Source organism: Leclercia sp. S52 (genome assembly GCF_039727615.1).
Classification (GTDB): domain Bacteria; phylum Pseudomonadota; class Gammaproteobacteria; order Enterobacterales; family Enterobacteriaceae; genus Enterobacter; species Enterobacter adecarboxylatus_B.
Genome location: NZ_CP152474.1, coordinates 1,448,810 through 1,468,510 on the forward strand (window position 1 = coordinate 1,448,810; position 19,701 = coordinate 1,468,510).

At 58.1% G+C, this 19,701-nt stretch carries 15 protein-coding genes and 2 pseudogenes; 8 read left to right on the forward strand and 9 right to left on the reverse strand.

What is annotated here, in order from left to right; genetic code table 11:
* Window positions 1-28 precede the first annotated feature (28 nt).
* From ybiO to rhtA, 6 genes and pseudogenes are all read right to left on the reverse strand, one after another.
* Window positions 29-2,242, reverse strand: coding sequence for a mechanosensitive channel protein (ybiO, locus tag AAHB66_RS06890; RefSeq protein ID WP_347115635.1), 2,214 nt, complete (start codon window positions 2,240-2,242; stop codon window positions 29-31).
* Window positions 2,243-2,367: 125 nt separating this feature from the next.
* Window positions 2,368-3,090: a glutamine ABC transporter ATP-binding protein GlnQ gene (glnQ, locus tag AAHB66_RS06895; protein ID WP_347115636.1), complete on the reverse strand. Its 723-nt coding sequence runs from the start codon at window positions 3,088-3,090 to the stop codon at window positions 2,368-2,370.
* Window positions 3,087-3,746, reverse strand: coding sequence for a glutamine ABC transporter permease GlnP (gene glnP / locus AAHB66_RS06900; protein ID WP_039029408.1), 660 nt, complete (start codon window positions 3,744-3,746; stop codon window positions 3,087-3,089). The genes glnQ and glnP overlap by 4 nt, the downstream gene beginning before the upstream one ends.
* 117 nt (window positions 3,747-3,863) lie before the next feature.
* Window positions 3,864-4,611 (reverse strand): annotated as a pseudogene (gene glnH / locus AAHB66_RS06905) (glutamine ABC transporter substrate-binding protein GlnH).
* A 361-nt stretch (window positions 4,612-4,972) separates the two neighbouring features.
* The gene (gene dps / locus AAHB66_RS06910; protein ID WP_142488788.1) at window positions 4,973-5,476 is read right to left on the reverse strand and encodes a DNA starvation/stationary phase protection protein Dps; all 504 of its coding nucleotides are present in this window, start codon (window positions 5,474-5,476) and stop codon (window positions 4,973-4,975) included.
* Window positions 5,477-5,758: 282 nt separating this feature from the next.
* The gene (gene rhtA, locus AAHB66_RS06915) at window positions 5,759-6,646 is read right to left on the reverse strand and encodes a threonine/homoserine exporter RhtA (RefSeq protein ID WP_347115638.1); all 888 of its coding nucleotides are present in this window, start codon (window positions 6,644-6,646) and stop codon (window positions 5,759-5,761) included.
* A gap of 355 nt (window positions 6,647-7,001) precedes the next feature.
* Between rhtA and ompX the strand changes: the two genes are divergently transcribed.
* Window positions 7,002-7,520, forward strand: coding sequence for an outer membrane protein OmpX (ompX, locus tag AAHB66_RS06920; protein WP_337015907.1), 519 nt, complete (start codon window positions 7,002-7,004; stop codon window positions 7,518-7,520).
* 111 nt (window positions 7,521-7,631) lie between these two features.
* Here the strand turns inward: ompX and AAHB66_RS06925 are convergent.
* Both AAHB66_RS06925 and mntS read right to left on the reverse strand, forming a co-directional pair.
* Window positions 7,632-9,216 (reverse strand): annotated as a pseudogene (locus tag AAHB66_RS06925) (phosphoethanolamine transferase).
* A 279-nt stretch (window positions 9,217-9,495) separates the two neighbouring features.
* The gene (gene mntS, locus AAHB66_RS06930) at window positions 9,496-9,621 is read right to left on the reverse strand and encodes a manganase accumulation protein MntS (protein ID WP_347115639.1); all 126 of its coding nucleotides are present in this window, start codon (window positions 9,619-9,621) and stop codon (window positions 9,496-9,498) included.
* A 184-nt stretch (window positions 9,622-9,805) separates the two neighbouring features.
* Between mntS and mntR the strand changes: the two genes are divergently transcribed.
* The 6 genes from mntR to AAHB66_RS06960 all read left to right on the forward strand — a co-directional run bounded on the left by mntR (window position 9,806) and on the right by AAHB66_RS06960 (window position 16,809).
* The gene (gene mntR, locus AAHB66_RS06935; RefSeq protein WP_347115640.1) at window positions 9,806-10,279 is read left to right on the forward strand and encodes a manganese-binding transcriptional regulator MntR; all 474 of its coding nucleotides are present in this window, start codon (window positions 9,806-9,808) and stop codon (window positions 10,277-10,279) included.
* Window positions 10,276-11,385 (forward strand): anion transporter, encoded by a 1,110-nt coding sequence (locus AAHB66_RS06940; protein ID WP_347115641.1) that lies wholly within the window; start codon window positions 10,276-10,278, stop codon window positions 11,383-11,385. The genes mntR and AAHB66_RS06940 overlap by 4 nt, the downstream gene beginning before the upstream one ends.
* Window positions 11,386-11,487: 102 nt before the next feature.
* The gene (locus AAHB66_RS06945; protein ID WP_347115642.1) at window positions 11,488-12,579 is read left to right on the forward strand and encodes an HlyD family secretion protein; all 1,092 of its coding nucleotides are present in this window, start codon (window positions 11,488-11,490) and stop codon (window positions 12,577-12,579) included.
* Window positions 12,576-14,147 carry a DHA2 family efflux MFS transporter permease subunit gene (locus AAHB66_RS06950; protein ID WP_347115643.1) on the forward strand — a complete coding sequence of 524 codons (1,572 nt, stop codon included), beginning with the start codon at window positions 12,576-12,578 and terminating at the stop codon, window positions 14,145-14,147. Before AAHB66_RS06945 ends, AAHB66_RS06950 begins: the two co-directional genes overlap by 4 nt.
* Window positions 14,147-15,670, forward strand: a complete 1,524-nt coding sequence (locus AAHB66_RS06955; protein ID WP_347115644.1) for an efflux transporter outer membrane subunit — start codon at window positions 14,147-14,149, stop codon at window positions 15,668-15,670. Before AAHB66_RS06950 ends, AAHB66_RS06955 begins: the two co-directional genes overlap by 1 nt.
* Before the next feature lie 98 nt (window positions 15,671-15,768).
* Entirely contained in the window at window positions 15,769-16,809 is a 1,041-nt protein-coding gene (locus tag AAHB66_RS06960) for an aldo/keto reductase (RefSeq protein WP_347115645.1), read from the forward strand.
* A 152-nt stretch (window positions 16,810-16,961) separates the two neighbouring features.
* Here AAHB66_RS06960 and ldtB read toward each other — a convergent pair whose 3' ends face one another.
* Window positions 16,962-17,882, reverse strand: a complete 921-nt coding sequence (gene ldtB / locus AAHB66_RS06965) for a L,D-transpeptidase (RefSeq protein ID WP_347115646.1) — start codon at window positions 17,880-17,882, stop codon at window positions 16,962-16,964.
* 219 nt (window positions 17,883-18,101) lie between these two features.
* Between ldtB and AAHB66_RS06970 the strand changes: the two genes are divergently transcribed.
* A complete protein-coding gene (locus tag AAHB66_RS06970) occupies window positions 18,102-19,697 on the forward strand; it encodes an ABC-F family ATPase (protein WP_142488798.1) in 1,596 nt (531 codons plus the stop codon).
* Window positions 19,698-19,701 lie beyond the last annotated feature (4 nt).

Consider the following 19,701-nt stretch of genomic DNA (forward strand, 5'->3'; position numbering starts at 1 on the left):
GTCCCCGGTGGCGCTACGCTTACCGGGGCTACAACGTAGGTTCCTGTGATGATGGCGGCGCTGAGCCCGGCGACGGCAGCAGCTGATACATCTGCACCGGCATCCGTACTTCCGCCAGATCGAAATGTTTTTTCACCATGCTGTCGAGGGCGAAACGCACCGTCCACTGCTTCAGCGGCTGGGTGGTGAACGACACGCGCAGCGTAAAGGCAGTGCTGGTCAGCCCGACAATCCCGGCAAACGACGGCTCGCCGATAATCAGGCCGCGAATATCCTCTCTCTCCAGCAGTTCATCCACCGCCGCTTTCAGCGCGGCTTTCGCTTTCTCAGCATCTTCATGCCTGTCCACATCGTAGTTCGCCACCACCGAACCAATGCCGCGGACGAAGTTGGCGAAGGTGGTGATCGAAGACCACGGAATGATGTGGTACGCGCCGGTGTCCTGCCGCACCCCTACCGAACGAATCGACATCCGCTCCACCGTGCCGGTCAGCGGCCCGATGGTCACCAGATCTCCGGTGTTCATCCCGTTTTCAAACTGGATAAAGATGCCGGTGATGATGTCTTTCACCAGCGTCTGTGAGCCGAAGGAGATCGCCAGCCCCAGCGCCCCGGCACCGGCCAGCAGCGGGGCGATATTCACGCCGATCTCCGACAGCACAATCATGATGGTAATGGTGCTGATCACCACCGCCAGCGCGTTGCGGAACAGGGTCAGTAGCGTGCGGGCGCGGGCGCTGGGCAGCGGACGGCCATGAATATCCGAGGAGAGCCGATTCTCGATCAGGCTCGCCAGGATCGTCCAGCCAATGGCGGAGAAGAAGAGGATCAGCGCGATGCGGATCAGAATATCCACCGTCTTTTCACCGGCGCCGTTGTGCAGCCAGTTCCAGAAGTCGAACAGCCCCCAGGCGCTGAGCAGCAGCATGATGGCGACGCTCACCGTCAGGAACCGCGCCACCTTCAGCGACACGGAGATCCAGCCGTTAAGACGCTTCTGCAGCTCGGGGTAGCTGCGCTGCACGTGCGGTGACAGGGTGATTGTTTTAGCCAGCCAGCGCGACAGCAGCCCCGACACAAAGGCGGCGACGCCGACGATCGCCAGGCTGCGGAAGGTCGCCCCCATCATAAACTTCAGGCTGTTTCCCGGATCGAACAGGGAGAAGAAGCAGAGCACGATAAAGTAGGCGCTCGCCAGCCAGTGCCACACCAGGGCAAAGGCGCGAATAAACAGGCTGAAAAAGGCCAGCGAACGATCGGCAAGGTGCAGCAACCCCTCGGTAATGGCGCGTTTGTTGTGAAAAATCAGATACAACGCCCAGACGGTAATGCAGAGCATAATCAGCACGTTGGCCAGGGCGCCGATCTGCACGTTGACCTGATTGGAGATAATGGGCACCGCCACCAGCAGGCCATAGCCGATCATGCCGCTCAGAATGCTCAGGCGGAGCGACCAGTAATGGGCGGCGCGATCGCTGATATTAAAGGGACGCAGGTCGGGCACCCGCGGGCAGAATATCAGCCGCAGGATCGCTTTAAAGAACTCAATCAGCGCGAAGGCGTTGAGGAACAGCGTCTGCTGGAAGGCGATGGTGGGGTTGCCGGTATTCAGGTATTCGCTGAGGATCTGGCCGATAAACAGGGTCAACGCCAGCAGCAGCAGGTCGATAATAAAGGCGCTGGCGATGGTCAGCGGCAGATGGACCCAGCTGCTTTTTTCCCGGTTCTTTCTGCGCCCCCAGCTGCCCATCTTACGGTACAACGGCCAGGCGCAGAGTCTGACCAGCCAGTAGAAGGCAAACACCAAACCGGCGAGCAGCAGAAACTGCCGCGCGGCAACGACGAAGGTCTGCGGGTTAAAGGGCTTATGCGGGGAGCCGATCAGGTTGCGATAGAGCTGGGCGAAGCGGGTGGAGAGTGCATCGCCGTAATGACGGCTGATGTCGGTCACGTTCTCCAGCACGGTCTTCTCTTCCTCGATCGCCGGCGGGGTGATTTTGGGCACCGGATCCTGCGGCGGCGTGGCAGCCACGCTGCGCAGCTGGGTGATCAGCTCCTGGCGCGAGGCGTCATTTTCCAGCACGTCCGCTAGCGCGGAATAGGCGGCTTTCTTCTGCTCCACATCCGGCTCGGCGGCCGGGGCAGTCGCTTCAGGCGTGGTAGCAGCGGGGACGCCCGGCAGGCTGACGGCCTGTGCAGGCAGGCAAAACAGACTTATCAGGAGCAGCAGGATCCAGGGCACGGCGTCCTCCGGTGACAATATTGTGCAAAGTGATAAGTATAGAAGGCGAGCGGAACCGGGGGAGTTTTGGGAAGATTCCGGAGGAATCGTAGGCCGGGCAAGCGTCAGCGCCGCCCGGCGTTAAATTACGAAACGTGCTGGAGGAAATCCTGCAAACGCTGGCTTGGTGGGTTCTCAATCAACGCCTGCGGATTACCATCTTCGGCAATACGGCCTTTGTCGATAAAGATCAGACGCGAGGCCACTTTCTCAGCAAAGCCGATTTCGTGGGTCACGATCACCATCGTCATCCCTTCTTCCGCCAGATCCTGCATGACTTTCAGCACTTCGTGGCGCAGCTCCGGGTCGAGGGCCGAGGTCGGCTCATCGAACAGCATCATCTTCGGTTTTACCGCCAGCGCACGGGCGATTGCCACGCGCTGCTGCTGACCACCGGAGAGCTCGGACGGGTAGTGATGCCCGCGCTCCGCCAGCCCCACTTTTGCCAGCAGCTCTTTTGCAAGCCGCTCGGCAGCCGCTTTGTTGGCACCGCGCACGCGCAGCGGACCGAACATTACGTTCTCCAGCGCCGTCAGGTGCGGGAAGAGGTAGAACTGCTGGAACACCATCCCGGCTTCCTGGCGGATCAGACGCTCGTCCACCTTCGGGTCGTTGACCTTCAGACCGTCGACAATCAGATCGCCGCTGGTGATCTCTTCCAGCTTGTTGATGCAGCGCAGCAGGGTCGATTTACCGGAGCCGGACGGCCCGATAATGACCACCACTTCACCGGTCTGGATCTGCAGATCGATATTGTGCAGCACCTGGGTCTGACCGAAGTGCTTGGAAACGTTTTTAAATTCAATCACAGGATTTTCATCCTTCTTTCAAGACGACGCAGCACGAAGCTCAGTGCCAGGGTAATAATCAGATAGACCACGGCAACGGCGCTCCAGATTTCCAGGGCGCGGAAGTTACCGGCAATGATCTCCTGGCCCTGACGGGTCAGTTCAGCTACGCCGATAACAATAAACAGTGAGGTATCTTTAATGCTGATGATCCACTGGTTGCCCAGCGGCGGCAGCATACGACGCAGCGCCAGAGGCAGGATCACGTGGCGGATGGTTTCGCGACGGGAAAGACCCAGCGCCAGACCGGCCTCGCTAAAGCCCTTGTGGATCGACAGCACCGCACCGCGGGTGATCTCAGCAATATAGGCACCGGAGTTGATCATGATGGTGACCACCGCCGCGCTGAACGGGTCAATGCGCAGATCGGTAAAGGCCATCGGCAGGGCGAAGTAGATAAACATCACCTGCACCACAATAGGCGTGCCGCGGATCACTTCGATGAAAACCAGTGCTACGTGGTTGGCTATCCAGCCGCCGTAGGTGCGGGCAAAACCGGCCACGAGGCCGATAATCAACCCGCCAACCAGACCGAGGACCGAAATCCACAGGGTCATTTTGGCGCCTTCAAGCAAGAGAGGAATGGCAGGCCAGATGGCGCTCCAGTCAAACTGCATGATGTATTCCTGTATACCGTGGTGAAAACAAAAAATTAGCCAGGGGGATGACTAAAATTGTATGCCCGGTAAGCGCAAGCGCCACCGGGCGGTACAGTTCCTGCTTAACAGGCAGTTTTATTTAGGTTCAGTACCGAACCATTTTTTATAGATTTCGTTATACGTGCCGTTCTCTTTCAGGGTTTTCAGCGCGCCGTTCACCTTAGTACGCAGCTCGTCGCTGCCTTTCGGGAAGGCGATACCGTATTCCTGGGCTTCCAGAGACTCACCTACCGCTTTGAACTTGCCGTTACCTGCGGTTTTGATGAAGTAGAGAATGTTTGGCGTGTCGTGCAGCACGGCGTCAGCACGGTTGGTGCCCAGCTCCATGTACGCGTTGTCGATGTTCGGGAACTGGCGCAGGTCTTTGGTTTTGATGTTCGCTTTCGCGTAATCAACAGAACCGGTGCCGCTCTTCACCGCGACCACTTTGCCGTCGAGATCTTTCGCGCTCTTCACGTCGTTGTTGTCCGCTTTCACCATCACCAGCAGGCCGCTTTTGTAGTAGCCGTCAGAGAAGTCGATCGCTTTTTTTACGTGCGTCAGTGATGGTGATACCGGCCAGCGCCAGGTCAACGTTTTTGGTTTGCAGTGCCGGAACGATGCCGCTGAAGTCCATTGGCTTCAGGGTGTAGTCCAGTTTCAGTTCTTTCGCGATGGCCGCCCACAGATCCACGTCAAAACCAACGTACTGATCGCCCTGTTTGAATTCGAACGGTACGAAGGCGGTGTCGGTGGCGACAATCAGTTTTTTATCAGCAGCCTGAGAAGAAACCGCAAAAGCCAGGGTAAGTGCAGCCAGTGAAACTTTTAATACAGACTTCATAGCATTTCCTTTTATATCCACGGGGCGATCCCCTGCGAGAACGAACGGCTCTATGAAAAAATCGTGCCAACTTTACAACAGATTGTTTTTAAAGGGCTGGTACGCATTTCATTGCACAAAAAGTGTAGCAATGTCGGCCGATTGCACCATAACGAAGCACTGTTTTGGTGCATGGCAACGCCATCACTAGCGGTTATGCTATTAAGCGCAAATATTGATGAGAAAACAATCTTTCGTTAACGATTGTGTGAGGTGATTATTACAAATGCTTTACGTTTGCGGTGGGGAAGGGGAAATAACTGCACTATAAAAGTGCAAAACCCCCGCCAGAGGCGAGGGTATAAGAGCAAAACGCGATGGATTACTCGATGTTAGACTCAATGAACCACAGGAACTGATCCAGGTCGCGGGAAGCGGCGGTCAGGATGTCTGCGGTATCTTCATCTTTCGCTTCGCCAATCGCTTTACGTACGTCGTTAGCCACGACAGCGTAACGATCCGCCAGCTCTTTCAGGTGATCCTGCACGCTGTGGATATCCAGCGGGTAGCTTTTCAGCGCCGTTTTGCTGTTGATGACCTGAGTGGTGCCCAGCGCCACGCCGCCCAGCTGCACGGCACGTTCAGCCATGGTATCCAGATGAGTCGTCAGTGCGGTACGGAAGCCGTCCAGCATCTCGTGTACAGCAATAAAGTTCGCGCCGCGCATATTCCAGTGGGCCTGCTTGGTAATCAGCGACAGGTCAATAAACTGGATCACCTGGCGATTCAGCAACTCAATCGTCGCTTTCTTATCGCTGTCAGAGACATCGTTACGGGTATAGAGCAGATTAGGTGCTTTCGTTTTTACCAGTTTAGCGGTAGGCATAATCTCATTTCCTCTTGATGTTGGCGTCCAAAGTAATTTCCGAAATCAAGTATAGCACCGGCTATAGAAGGCGCGATTGGGTACTGCCTATTGGTTTAATAGTGAAAGGCGGGTTGTGATGGTTAACCTATTGAAATGGCAAGGCTATTTATATATAAGGGTAAATTTATCTTATTTTTTAATAGACTACAGAGCAAGGGGGGGCCATATTTCAAAATAATGACGGTTATTGCGAATGGGAATATTTTGCCGGGAAGTCGCTCCCCGGCAAAATAACGCCGGCTAGCGGATATCCACCTCTTCGACTTTACTCTCCCGGCGCAGGGTGAGCGTCGACCCCATCGAGGCGGCAATGATCGAGCAGAGCGCCAGCGTCTGGGTAAAGGTCAGGGTTTCGCCGAGGAACACCATGCCGGACATCGCCGCCAGCGCGGGTTCCATACTCATCAGGGTGCCGAAAATGCGCGTCGGCAGACGGGTCAGGGCAATCATCTCCAGCGAGTAGGGGAGTGCGGTTGAGAGCACCGCGACAGCCAGACCCACCGGCAGGATCGACCACTGCCAGATCGACTCGGTGGCCTGGGCCATCCCCAGCGGCACAAAGACGATGGCGGCGATCAGCGATCCCAGCGCCACGGTGGCCGGGCCGTGCTCTTCCCCGGCACGCTGCCCGGTAAGAATGTAAACCGCCCAGCAGGCACCCGCGCCCAGCGCCAGCGCCGCGCCGGTCAGGTCGACGTGCGAGACGTCCTGTCCCAGCGGCAGCAGAAACCACAGCCCCAGCACTGCCAGCACCACCCAGACAAAGTCGACCGGACGACGGGAGGAGAACAGAGCCACCGCCAGCGGGCCGGTGAACTCCAGCGCTACGGCGATCCCCAGCGGCACCGTCTGAATCGACAGGTAGAAGAGATAGTTCATCGCTCCCAGCGACAGCCCGTAAAACAGCAGGGGCAGGCGCTGCTCTTTCTGGAAACGCAACCGCCAGGGTTTGAAGATCACGACCAGGATCAGGGTGCCGAGCGCAATACGCAGCGCCGTCACGCCAGGGGCGCCCACAATCGGAAAGAGCGATTTTGCCAGCGAGGCACCGCTCTGAATCGAAAGCATGGCAATAAGAATGACAACTACGGGCAACCAGACCGGCGCCCTGCGAGACAACCCAGGCATCCTTTCTCCTGTCAATTTCTGTCAAAGGAAGTAAAGAGAGGGAGTGTAAAGGAAATAACGTCGTGCGGTTGAGACTTTGTTGAAAAAAAGTCGCCGCAAATCCGTAAAATAGCCTCATATCACTGGGTGATTTCTGTAACAGATTAGGAATCGTCTGGATGAATGTATTGTGACTGACGCGCAAAATCAGTTTTATGAAACACAAATCTGGTGTTTTTTGAACAAGATAGCTGCTGGTGGAAATGTTTAGTTACATGAAAACCCGCGTTAGACATCACGAATCCCAAAGAGTTTCACAATTTTTTTTGATATATTTAAAACTTACGGATTTACTTGAAGCACATTTGAGGTGGTTATGAAAAAAATTGCATGTCTTTCAGCACTGGCAGCTGTTCTGGCTGTTTCCGCAGGTTCCGCTGTAGCAGCGACCTCTACCGTGACTGGCGGTTACGCTCAGAGCGATATGCAGGGCGTGATGAATAAAACCAACGGTTTCAACCTGAAATATCGCTACGAGCAGGACAACAACCCGCTGGGTGCTATCGGTTCCTTCACCTACACTGAGAAAGACCGTTCCGAAGACGGCGCTTACAACAAAGCTCAGTACTACGGCATCACCGCAGGTCCAGCTTACCGTCTGAACGACTGGGCAAGCATCTACGGTGTTGTGGGTGTTGGCTACGGTAAATTCCAGCAGACTGAAAACCAGGGCTTCAACCGCTCTGCAAGCACCAGCGACTACGGCTTCTCCTATGGCGCAGGTATGCAGTTCAACCCAATCGAAAACGTTGCACTGGACTTCTCCTATGAGCAGAGCCGCATCCGTAACGTTGACGTTGGCACCTGGATCGCGGGCGTAGGTTACCGCTTCTAATCACTTCGGTGAGCCAGTAAAAAAATCCGCCTCAAGGGGCGGATTTTTTTTGTCTTTTTTCCCTCTCCCTGTGGGAGAGGGCCAGGGTGAGGGCATCAGGCCGCACCGCCGTTAACGGCTTTTCGTCTCAAACAGGTCCGTCCCCAGATGGTTGTAATCCACTTTCTGTAACTTAAAGTTGGTCACATACACCGGCGGCGCTTTGTCGTTCGACATAAAGCGGTACTTACTGGCGATCTCTTTTGCGCTGATCCCCGTCCACTGCGAGAAGAAGCTTAAAAAATCATTCGCGGAACGGCGCGCCTTGACGATGCGATGGGCTTTATCATCGCTCGACAGCACCATAAACGGCACCTGGAAGTTCTGCTGGAAAGTATCGGCATGGGCCAGGTACTGCACCTCTTTGCCGCGCTCTTTAAACGCCAGCCCGTGATCGGAAAAATAGACCATCGAGAAGCTCTCGCCGGTGTTTTGCAGCTGGGCATAGAGCTTGCTGAGCAGATCGTCGGTCTGGGTCATGGTGTAGAGATAGCACGAGGTCTCTTTCGACTGCACGAACTCGGTATATTTCCCCTGGGTGCGATCGCAGGCCTGCGGGTGAGAGCCCATCAGGTGCAGGACGATCAGCTGCGGCTGGGTGCGATGGCTGCTGAAGACCTGTTCGGTCATCTTGAGTAACGCCTCATCCCGCGTATTTTTATCCGCCTCGAAATCCCCGCTTTTCAGGAACTGCACTTCGTCAGCCCGTTTGGCGATGCTGGCGATGGCGGTATCGTACTCACCAATCTGCCCCTGGTTCGAGAACCACCAGCTCTGGAAGCCCGCGCGGTTGGCGAGAGTGACAAAGTTATCCTGATACTGCGGCTTATTGTCCACTACCCGGTTGAGCGTCAGCCCGAGGGACTTCTGGGTTGAACCGCTGGCGGCAACGTAGTCGGTAAACAGGGTGCCGTTCACCTTGCTGGCAAAGGGGGGTGTTATTCCAGTGTCCACCGAAGGCGCCCAGCGCGTCGCGGCGGGCACTTTCCCCGATCACCACCATATAGATGTGATATTTCGGTTTCACCGCCAGCACGTTCCAGGTGTCCTTCATCTGCGACAGCTCGGCCATCCGGGCCTGCTCTTCCACCACTTCCTGGTTGTTCACCACCACGTCTTTAACGAAGCGAAACACCGGATAGCCGGTATCCTTCAGCTTGAAGACGCCGCCCCAGGCCAGGTTTTGCACCGGGGCGACGAAAAAGGCCACCACGCTGAACACCAGACACAGGCTGTCGATTTTGCCCCACGCCTTTTTAGGCTGCGGCTTGCGGCGCACGGCGATCGCGCCGAGGGCAAAGATAAACAGGCCGACGACGTAGCTGTACCACGGGAAGATGGTCAGGATCTCCGTCGACTCCTCCATGTTGGTGGAGTGCATCGCCAGCAGGGTATTGAAGTTGGGCGCGCCGTAGGCCTGGCCAAAGGGGAAATACATCGCCGCTACCAGCGAGCAGATCCCGAGCAGCCCTTTTTGCAGGCGCGGCGCGCTCAGCCAGAGCAGATGCAGGATACAGGTGAAAGCGACGGTATAGAGGATGCTGAATGAATAGCCGAGGGCGATATTAATCAGCAGCGACTGTAAAAAGTAGAATCCGGTCCACGGGCTTAAGGCCCGGCTGCGGGTAATGAGCGTGTCTTTCAGGGTTAAATTCATAGGTCACTATCGTGAAAACGCCATGTGCTCACCCTGGCGCCAAGGGTCAAAACCTGCCTGAGAATGCGTAGAAGGGGAGAGGAGGTCCGCATCTGCGAGCCGCAAATAGTGCAGGGCTGCAAGAAGATAGAGCCAGTGGCCGTTAAGGTCAACAGTTATAAAGGGGGTGTTTTGCGAAGGGGATTACATTTCCGCAAAAAAGGTCCGGGCATAGCGTGAAGACGAACAGTATAGAGGGGGTAAATGACAGAAAAATGAAGCGGCGTACCGCGACGCCGCTTAGTGGGTGGGTTTGTTCTGCTGTGGTTTGCCGTTAATGATGTCGCAAATCATATTCAGCAGCATTAAGCGTACTTTAAAGGGAGAGTGGCTGAACACGCGTATACACCTCTTGAATTCGTTCATTGTTACCTCCTGCGGGTTGATCCCTTCGATCCGTGAAGGGTGACTGCATTACATACAGATATAGCACAGGCTATGTTATATGGCTACGGCTATATCGTTAATTTTTTGTGCTTGTGGGGCGATGGTTTACAATGGCCGCTTATCTATTGATACGCTTGATGTGTCCCCCGCTTGAGGAAGCACAATGAACCGCCGTGCAGGTAAACCAACAACAAAAAGAATGACGCAACTGGTCAACGTCGAAGAGCATGTCGAAGGATTTCGTCAGGTTCGCGAAGCCCATCGTCGCGAGCTGATCGATGATTATGTCGAACTGATCTCCGATCTGATCCGCGAGGTGGGGGAGGCCCGTCAGGTGGATATGGCCGCACGCCTTGGCGTCTCGCAGCCGACGGTGGCAAAAATGCTCAAGCGCCTGGCAACGGTCGGCCTGATCGAAATGATCCCCTGGCGCGGGGTGTTCCTGACGCCGGAAGGGGAGAAGCTGGCGCAGGCGAGCCGCGAGCGCCATCAGATTGTCGAAAATTTCCTGCTGGTGCTGGGCGTCAGCCCGGAGATTGCCCGCCGTGACGCCGAAGGGATGGAGCATCACGTCAGCGAAGAGACGCTGAAACAGTTCCAGGCCTTTACGCTTAAATATGGATCCTCCGCAGAATGACCCTGCCAGGCTTGCGGGCGCTGGCCCGCGATCGTTTCTTCCATCTTCTACTGGTCGTTGGGGTCGGGCTCAGTTTTCTGGTGCCCTTCGCCCCTGAGCGCTGGCCTGCTGCCATTGACTGGCACACCATCATTACCCTTGCCGGGCTGATGATGCTGACCAAAGGGGTGGAGCAGAGCGGCTATTTCGATGTGCTGGGGCGCAAGATGGTGCGCCGTTTCGCCACCGAGCGACGGTTAGCGCTCTTTATGGTCCTCTCTGCCGCGCTGCTGTCGACCTTTCTGACCAATGATGTGGCGCTGTTTATCGTGGTGCCGCTCACCCTCACGCTGCGCAAGCTGTGCGAAATCCCGGTTAACCGGCTGATCATCTTTGAGGCGCTGGCGGTCAACGCCGGATCGCTGCTGACGCCGATCGGCAACCCGCAAAACATCCTGCTGTGGGGACGATCCGGGCTGTCGTTTGCCGCCTTCACCTGGCAGATGGCCCCCCTGGCGCTGGTGATGGTGCTGACCCTGATGGCCCTGTGCTGGTTTGCCTTCCCGGCAACGGCGCTGCGCTATCACAGCGGCAGCGCGGCGGCCCAGTCGAAACCGCGGCTGGCATGGAGCTGTCTGGCGCTCTATCTGGTGTTTCTGGTGGCCCTCGATCTCAAGCAGGAGCTGTGGGGCGTGCTGCTGGTGGCGGGGGGATTCCTGCTGCTGGCGCGCCGGGTGCTCATCAGCGTCGACTGGACGCTGCTGCTGGTGTTTATGGCGATGTTTATCGACGTGCATCTGCTGATTCAGGTTCCGGCGCTACAGGGCGTGCTGCAAAACGTCACCCATCTGTCGCAGCCGGGCCTCTGGCTGACGGCCATCGGGCTGTCGCAGTTTATCAGCAACGTGCCGTCTACCATCCTGCTGCTCAACTACGTCCCGCCAACGGCGCTGCTGGCGTGGGCGGTGAATGTCGGGGGCTTTGGCCTGCTGCCGGGATCCCTCGCGAACCTGATCGCCCTGCGGATGGCAAACGATCGCCGGATCTGGTGGCGCTTCCACCTCTGGTCCCTGCCAATGCTGGCTTGGGCGGCGCTCGTCGGATTCGGATTATTCCTTCTCATATAGTGCCAAATTTGTCAGGTTTTCCTGGCAAATGTATAGCAACGTCCTAACTTTAGTGAGCGGCATAAATTGTGATGCCGTTCACTAACATGATGGATGCTGTTTATGGCAGAAGAAAACCAACCCTCTGAAAACACCGATAATAAAGAGACTGAACGTAAACGCCCCGGCAAGAAGCCGCTGATCATTCTGGGCATTGTGGTGATCGTGATGGTCATCGTGGCGCTGGTGTGGTGGTTTATGACCCGTAACCAGGAGACCACCGATGACGCCTTCACCGAAGGCGACGCCGTGACCATCGCCCCCAAAACCGCAGGCTATGTTACCGAACTGCGGGTGCGCGATAACCAGCGGGTGAAAAAGGGCGATCTGCTGGTGACGATCGATCCCCGGGACACCAGCGCCCAGCGCGACCAGGCCAAAGCCCAGCTAGGTCTGGCCGAGGCCCAGCTACATCAGGCCCAGGCGCAGCTGGCTCTCTCGAAGGTGCAATATCCTGCCCAGCGCGATGAAGCCAAAGCCAATGTGATCAAAGCTCAGGCGGATCTGGCCAATGCCGAGGCGGAGTATCGCCGCCAGCGCGGCGTCGATCCCCGTGCCACCACGCAACAGAGCATCGACGCGGCCAACGCCCAGCTGCGCAGCGCCCAGGCCCAGCTTGCCAGCGCCAAAGCGCAGCTTGAGGTGGCCTCGCAGGTGCAGCTGCAAATTCGCCAGCAGGAGACCAACGTTGAAGCCCGGGAGCGCCAGGTGGAGCAGGCCCGCGCCCAGCTGGAGACCGCCGAGCTCAACTTCTCTTACACCGAAGTTCGCGCCCCCTTTGATGGCTACATAACCAAACGCAACGTCCAGACCGGCACCCTGGTGCAGGCGGGCACCGCGCTCTTTTCGCTGGTCTCGACCGATATCTGGGTGGTCGCCAACTTTAAAGAGTCGCAGCTGGAGCGGATGCGCCCCGGCAATAAGGTGACGCTGAGCGTGGATGCCTGGCCGGATCTGGAGCTCGAAGGGCATATCGACTCTATCCAGCAGGGGAGCGGCTCGCGCTTCGCCGCCTTCCCGTCGGAGAACGCCACCGGCAACTTCGTGAAGATCGTCCAGCGCGTGCCGGTAAAAATCGTTATCGATAAAGGGCTGGATCCCAACCAGCCGCTGCCGCTCGGCCTCTCGGTTGAACCCAAGGTAACCGTGGAATGAGTGAGCACAGCCACGAAAACTGGCGGCCCGCCAGCAACCCGTGGGCGGTGGCGATCGTCGTCACCCTCGCGGTGTTTATGGAGATCCTCGACACCACTATCGTGAACGTGGCGCTGCCCCACGTGGCGGGCTCGCTGTCCGCCAGCTACGACGAATCCACCTGGGTGCTCACCAGCTATCTGGTGGCCAACGGCATCGTGCTGCCCATTTCGGCCTTTCTGAGTCGGGTCTTTGGCCGCAAGCAGTTCTTCCTGATCTGCATCGTGATGTTCACCGTCTGTTCGTTCCTGTGCGGGATCGCCACCGAGCTGTGGCAGATCATCCTGTTCCGCATCATGCAGGGCTTCTTCGGCGGCGGCCTGCAGCCCACCCAGCAGTCGGTGCTGCTCGACTACTTTAAGCCGGAAGATCGTGGCAAGGCCTTTGGCCTGTCGTCCATCGCCATTATCGTCGCCCCGGTGCTGGGGCCGACGCTCGGGGGCTGGATCACCGATAACTACTCCTGGCGCTGGGTGTTCTTTATTAACATTCCGGTCGGGATTGTGACGGTGCTGGCGATCTATCAGCTGCTGGAAGATCCGCCGTGGGAGAGTAAATCGAAAGAGAAGATCCCTATCGACTGGACCGGGATTGGCCTGATCGCACTCGGTCTGGGCTGCCTGCAGGTGATGCTTGACCGGGGCGAGGACGAGGACTGGTTTAACTCGAACTTTACCCGCACCTTCGCGGTGCTGACGCTGATTGGCATTATCGGCGCCATCTACTGGCTGCTGTATGCCAAAAAGCCGGTGGTGGATCTGCACTGCATGAAGGATAAAAACTTTGCCGTCTCCAGCCTGCTGATGGCCGGCATGGCCATGATCCTGTACGGCAGCTCGGTGGTGATCCCGCAGCTGGCGCAGCAGGATCTGGGCTATACCGCCACCTGGTCGGGGCTGGTGCTCTCGCCCGGCGCGGTGCTGATCGTTCTCACCATCCCGCTGGTGCTGAAGCTGATGCCGATTGTGCAGACGCGCTGGATCATCGCCTTCGGCTTTACCTGCCTGGCGGTGTCGTTCTTCTGGTCGCGCACGCTCACGCCGGATATCGACTTCGAGACCCTGGTGCTGTTCCGCAGCGCTCAGTCGATCGGGCTGGGGTTCCTGTTTGTGCCTCTGACCACCATCGCCTTTATTTCGATTCCCCGGCAGCTGAACGCCGACGCCGCGGCGCTCTTTACCATGTTCCGCAACGTGGCGGGGTCGATCGGCATTTCGCTCTCGACGGCGGCCATTACCGAACGCTCGCAGGCCCACAGCGCCCATCTGGCCTCGCATACCTCGGCGTTCGACGAGCCGTTCCAGCACACCATCCGCGAGATGGCGCAGGCGGTGCAGAACTTTACCACTCAGGTAGGCGACCCCGCCGGCATCGCCACCGGGCGCATGTACCAGGTGATGATCGAACAGTCGCGGTTCCTGGCCTACATCGACGTCTTCACCCTTCTGAGCGTGGTGGCCCTCTTACTGATTCCGTTTTGTTTGTTGCTCTCGCCGGTTAAGAGCGAGGGAAGTGCAGGAGCACACTGATGATTTGCAGACGTTTAAGCCCCCTGATGTTAATGCTGTTGCTGGCAGGCTGTGCCGTGGGGCCCGACTACCAGCAGCCCGCGCCGCAAACCCCGACCCACTGGAACGATCCGGGCGACGGCGGCGTGAAATCGCAGACCGCATCCACCGCCATCAACCCGCGCTGGTGGAAAACCTTCGGCGATCCGCAGCTGGACAGCCTGATTGAACGCGCCATTGCCGGCAACCTGTCGCTGCAGCAAACCGTGCTGCGCATTGCCGGGGCGCGGGAGCAGATCAACCAGGCGGGCGGGGCCTTTTTCCCGGCGGTGAACGGCAACCTGCAGGCCACCCGGCAGCAGCTGGGGCTGGAGGGGGAGCTGAAATCCCACGGCGTGTACGACCAGCTGGATGACGTCGATCCCGAGCTGCGCGGCGCGCTGGGGCCGCTGACCCAGCCGATTAATCTCTATCAGGGCAGCTTTGACGCCCAGTGGGAGCTGGATCTGTGGGGCAAGGTGCGCCGTCAGGTGGAAGCCGCCGATGCCCAACAGCAGGCGGCCATCGAGCAGCGTAACGACGCCCTGGTGTCGCTGGAGGCCGAAGTCGCCCGCGGCTGGCTCCAGCTGCGCGGGGCCCAGAGCAGCATCGCCACCCTCAACACCCAGATCGAGAGCGCGCAGCAGACCCTGGAGCTGACCGACAGCCGCCAGCGCGGCGGCCTGTCTCCGCAGATGGACGTGGAGAACGCCCGCGCCCAGCTCGGCAACCTGGAGGCGCAGCTTCCGCAGTATGAAGCCCAGGCGCGGCAGGCGATGAACGGCCTGGCGATCCTGCTGGGTAAACCGCCGGGGGCGCTGGACGGCGAGCTGCAGGCCAGCAAGCCGCTGCCCGCGCTACCGGAGATTGTCCCCACCGGGATTCCTTCCACGCTGGCGCGGCGACGTCCGGACGTGCGTGAAGCCGAGGCCAACCTGCATGCGGCCACCGCGCAGATCGGCGTGTCGGTGGCGCAGCTGTTCCCCAGCGTCTCGCTCAGCGGCCAGTTTGGCCTGCGTAACAGCGAAGCCAGCTGGCTCACCGACTGGAGCAGCCACTTCTACAGCGTCGGGCCGCAGGTCTCTATCCCCATCTTCCAGGGCGGACGGCTGGTCTCCAGCGTGAAGGTTGCCCGCGCGCAGCAGGGCGCCGCCGTGCTGGAGTATCGACAGACGGTGCTCACCGCGCTGGGCGATGTGGAAAACGCGCTGGTCAGCTATCGCACCGACCAGAAGCGGGAGGCGGGATTGAACAAAACCATCGATGCGCTGCAAAACGCCTTCGATCTGGCGAGCAGCAGCTATCGCCAGGGGATCGCCACCTTTATCGACGTGCTGGATGCCCAGCGCCAGCTGGCGCAGGCGCAGCAGCAGCGGGATCAGGCCCGGGTACAGAGCGCGCTGGATCTGGTGGCGCTCTATAAAGCTCTCGGCGGGGGCTGGGAGCCGTACCAGCAGGTACAGCTGCCGGACTACGCCGTCTTTGGCGACGCCCCGCGCGGATAAGTTCAGAGGATTGGGCAAGAAACGGGCAGGAACCGCACATTCGCCGTCGGCGTGAGCCGGGTATAACTATCGGGTACTCAACACACGAGGAGCGTCAAATGCGATATCAAAAACTGGGTAATACCGGCCTGTTTGTTTCTGAGCTCTGCCTCGGCACCATGACCTTTGGCGGCGAAGGCGGCATGTGGGGCAAGATAGGTCAGCTTCAGCAGCAGGAGGCCGAGCAGCTGGTTGGGCGTGCGCTGGACGCGGGGATCAATTTTATCGACACCGCCAACGTCTATTCCGAAGGGCGTTCGGAAGCGATCACCGGCCAGGCGCTGAAAAACCTGAAGATCCCGCGTGAAAACGTGGTGGTAGCGACCAAAGTCTTTGGCGAGACGGGCACCGCCGGGGTCAATTCCCGCGGCAGTTCCCGTCATCACATCATCAGCAGCGTAAAAGAGAGCCTGCAGCGCATGCAGCTGGATCATATCGATCTCTATCAGCTGCACGGCTTTGACCCGGCCACCCCGATAGAAGAGACGCTCTATGCCCTCGACAATCTGGTCCAACACGGGCATGTGCGCTACATCGGGGTATCGAACTGGGCGGCATGGCAGATAATGAAGGCGCTGGGCATTTCCGAACGGCTGGGGCTGGCCCGTTTTGCCTCCCTGCAGGCTTACTACACCATCGCGGGCCGCGATCTTGAACGCGAACTGGTGCCGATGTTGCAGAGTGAGAAGGTAGGTTTAATGGTCTGGAGCCCGCTGGCGGGCGGGCTGCTGAGCGGCAAATATGACCGCGACGGCCAGGTGCAGGGCGGTGGCCGCCGCCAGGAATTTGACTTCCCGCCGGTGGATAAAGCGCGGGCCTTTGACTGTGTGGACGTGATGCGCAACATCGCCGACAGCAAAGGGGTGTCGGTCGCGCAGATTGCCCTCGCCTGGCTGCTCCATCAGCCGGTGGTCAGCAGCGTGATTGTGGGGGCGAAACGGGTGGATCAGCTGGACGACAATATCGCCGCGACGGAGATCCATCTCAGCGACGAGGAGCTGAAACAGCTGGATGCGGTGAGCGCGCTGCCGCGTGAATATCCGGGGTGGATGCTGGAGCGGCAGGGAGAGTATCGCCGTAATCAGCTGGCGCAGCAGTAATCACAGCCGGGTGGCGGCTGCGCCTTACCCGGCCTACAAACGACCCGTAGGCCCGGCAAGCGTAGCGCCGCCGGGCATTGCCACACGCAGCAGTAACAGACAATAAAAAAAGCGGGCCATCAGGCCCGCTTTTTTTATATCGCATTCCGCAATCAGTTAAGACGAACCGGCATACCGGAACGGTTGTTGATCGCTTGCTCAACGATGGTCGCATCCACGTCCTGCTGGCCGGTGATGGCCTGCACGTTGCTGGTCAGGGTAACCGGCACGGTGACGTTGTTGTCGATCTGATCTTCGCTGGTGGACAGCGGGTTATGCACTTCGAGGTAACGGCTGCCATCCGGCTCGGTGGTCGCTTTTACCGGCTCGTTGATGAACTGCACGCGCGTACCTACCGGCACGTTCTCGAACAGGAACTTGATGTCGTCGTTACGCAGACGCACACAGCCGTGGCTCACGCGCAGGCCGATACCGAAGTTGGCGTTGGTGCCGTGAATCGCGTACAGACGACCGATGTACAGGGCGTACAGACCCATCGGGTTATCCGGGCCAGCAGGAACAACGGCTGGCAGCGGCTCGCCCGCGGCGATGTATTCCGCGTGCATTTTGGCGGTTGGGGTCCAGGTTGGGCCGGCTTTCTTACGCTCAACTTTGGTGGTCCAGTTCATCGGGGTATCTTTACCCAGCTGGCCGATACCGATTGGCAGCACGATCACGGTGTTGGTGCCTTTCGGGTAGTAGTACAGACGCATTTCGGCGCTGTTGATCACGATGCCTTCATGCACGGTGTCCGGCAGGATCAGCTGCTGAGGAATGTTCAGCACGGTACCGCCCTTCGGCAGGTACGGATCAACGCCCGGGTTAGCCTCGAGCATGTTGGACAGGCCCAGTTGGTATTCAGCTGCGAAATATTCCAGCGGCTGGCTGTTGCCCTCTTCAACGGTCACAACCTGGTTCTGACCCACCAGACGGCTACCGTCGGTTGGCAGTGGATAGGTGACAGCAGAAGCGGTCTTGCAAAACCCTACTACGGCAAACGCCGCCGCAAAAAGCGAAGTTAATTTCATATTCATGGTGTGCGAGGTATCTGTGCCACTTGGCAGGTTGTTTAAAAGTCTGAACGGTTTAGGGAGCGCATTATATGTGCATTCCTGACCGCATGGAATTCGGATGTGTACTAAATCACACTTTTTTCCGTTTCGTTAAAGTTTAGCGTTATGTTGTTACACGGGATCTCATTTCGGAATTGTGGCATAATGCCGGGTTTATCACACTTCTCGCAGGAATCTCCCGTGTTAGTTACCAGCAACGTCACTATGCAGTTTGGCAGTAAGCCGCTGTTCGAAAACATTTCCGTCAAATTTGGCGGCGGCAACCGTTACGGCCTGATTGGTGCCAACGGTAGCGGAAAATCCACCTTCATGAAGATCCTCGGCGGCGATTTAGAGCCGACTCTGGGCAACGTTTCTCTCGATCCGAACGAGCGCATCGGTAAGCTGCGTCAGGATCAGTTCGCCTTTGAAGCGTTCACCGTTCTTGACACGGTGATCATGGGCCACGGTGAGCTGTGGGAAGTGAAGCAGGAGCGCGATCGCATCTACGCCCTTGCCGAAATGAGCGAAGAAGACGGCTATAAAGTGGCCGATCTCGAAGTGCAGTACGGCGAAATGGACGGCTACTCTGCCGAGTCCCGTGCCGGTGAACTGCTGTTGGGCGTGGGCATTCCGGTTGAACAGCACTACGGTCTGATGAGCGAAGTAGCACCAGGCTGGAAGCTGCGTGTGCTGCTGGCGCAGGCGCTGTTCTCTAACCCGGACATCCTGCTGCTCGACGAACCGACGAACAACCTGGACATCGACACCATTCGCTGGCTGGAGCAGACGCTGAACGAGCGTAACAGCACCATGATCATCATCTCGCACGACCGTCACTTCCTGAACATGGTCTGCACCCACATGGCGGATCTGGACTACGGCGAACTGCGCGTGTACGCCGGTAACTACGATGAGTACATGACCGCCGCGACCCAGGCGCGTGAGCGTCTGCTGGCCGACAACGCCAAGAAAAAGGCGCAGATTGCGGACCTGCAATCCTTCGTCAGCCGCTTCAGCGCCAACGCCTCTAAATCGCGTCAGGCGACCTCGCGTGCCCGTCAGATCGACAAAATCAAGCTGGATGAAGTTAAAGCCTCCAGCCGTCAGAACCCGTTCATCCGCTTCGAGCAGGACAAGAAGCTGTTCCGTAACGCCCTGGCCGTCGAAGAGCTGTCAAAAGGTTTCGATAACGGTCCGCTGTTTAAGAACTTCAACCTGCTGCTGGAAGTGGGCGAGAAGATCGCTATTCTGGGCGCCAACGGCGTGGGTAAATCCACCATGCTGAAGACCCTGGTAGGTGAACTGGCCCCGGATAACGGCACCGTAAAATGGTCCGAGAACGCGCAGATTGGTTATTACGCGCAGGATCACGCCGAAGATTTCGACAACGATCTGACCGTTTTCGACTGGATGAGCCAGTGGAAATCAGAAGGCGATGACGAGCAGGTGGTGCGCAGCTTCCTCGGCCGTCTGCTGTTCAGCCAGGACGACATCAAAAAGCCGGCGAAGGTGCTCTCCGGTGGTGAGAAAGGCCGTATGCTCTTCGGCAAGCTGATGATGCAGAAACCGAACATCCTGGTGATGGACGAACCGACCAACCACCTGGACATGGAATCGATCGAATCGCTGAACATGGCGCTGGAGATGTATCAGGGCACCCTGATCTTCGTCTCTCACGACCGTGAGTTTGTGAGCTCGCTGGCGACCCGCGTGATTGAAATTACGCCAGAGCGCGTGGTGGACTTCAGCGGTAACTATGAAGATTACCTGCGCAGCAAAGGTATCGATAACTAGAAAA

Bases quoted from the DNA above. Each gene is read 5' to 3' on its own strand.
- glnP (WP_039029408.1), bottom strand. From the start codon at position 3,746: ATGCAGTTTGACTGGAGCGCCATCTGGCCTGCCATTCCTCTCTTGCTT.
- dps (WP_142488788.1), bottom strand. From the start codon at position 5,476: ATGCCTACCGCTAAACTGGTAAAAACGAAAGCACCTAATCTGCTCTAT.
- rhtA (WP_347115638.1), bottom strand. From the start codon at position 6,646: ATGCCTGGGTTGTCTCGCAGGGCGCCGGTCTGGTTGCCCGTAGTTGTC.
- ompX (WP_337015907.1), top strand. From the start codon at position 7,002: ATGAAAAAAATTGCATGTCTTTCAGCACTGGCAGCTGTTCTGGCTGTT.
- mntS (WP_347115639.1), bottom strand. From the start codon at position 9,621: ATGAACGAATTCAAGAGGTGTATACGCGTGTTCAGCCACTCTCCCTTT.
- mntR (WP_347115640.1), top strand. From the start codon at position 9,806: ATGAACCGCCGTGCAGGTAAACCAACAACAAAAAGAATGACGCAACTG.
- AAHB66_RS06940 (WP_347115641.1), top strand. From the start codon at position 10,276: ATGACCCTGCCAGGCTTGCGGGCGCTGGCCCGCGATCGTTTCTTCCAT.
- AAHB66_RS06945 (WP_347115642.1), top strand. From the start codon at position 11,488: ATGGCAGAAGAAAACCAACCCTCTGAAAACACCGATAATAAAGAGACT.
- AAHB66_RS06950 (WP_347115643.1), top strand. From the start codon at position 12,576: ATGAGTGAGCACAGCCACGAAAACTGGCGGCCCGCCAGCAACCCGTGG.
- AAHB66_RS06955 (WP_347115644.1), top strand. From the start codon at position 14,147: ATGATTTGCAGACGTTTAAGCCCCCTGATGTTAATGCTGTTGCTGGCA.
- AAHB66_RS06960 (WP_347115645.1), top strand. From the start codon at position 15,769: ATGCGATATCAAAAACTGGGTAATACCGGCCTGTTTGTTTCTGAGCTC.
- ldtB (WP_347115646.1), bottom strand. From the start codon at position 17,882: ATGAATATGAAATTAACTTCGCTTTTTGCGGCGGCGTTTGCCGTAGTA.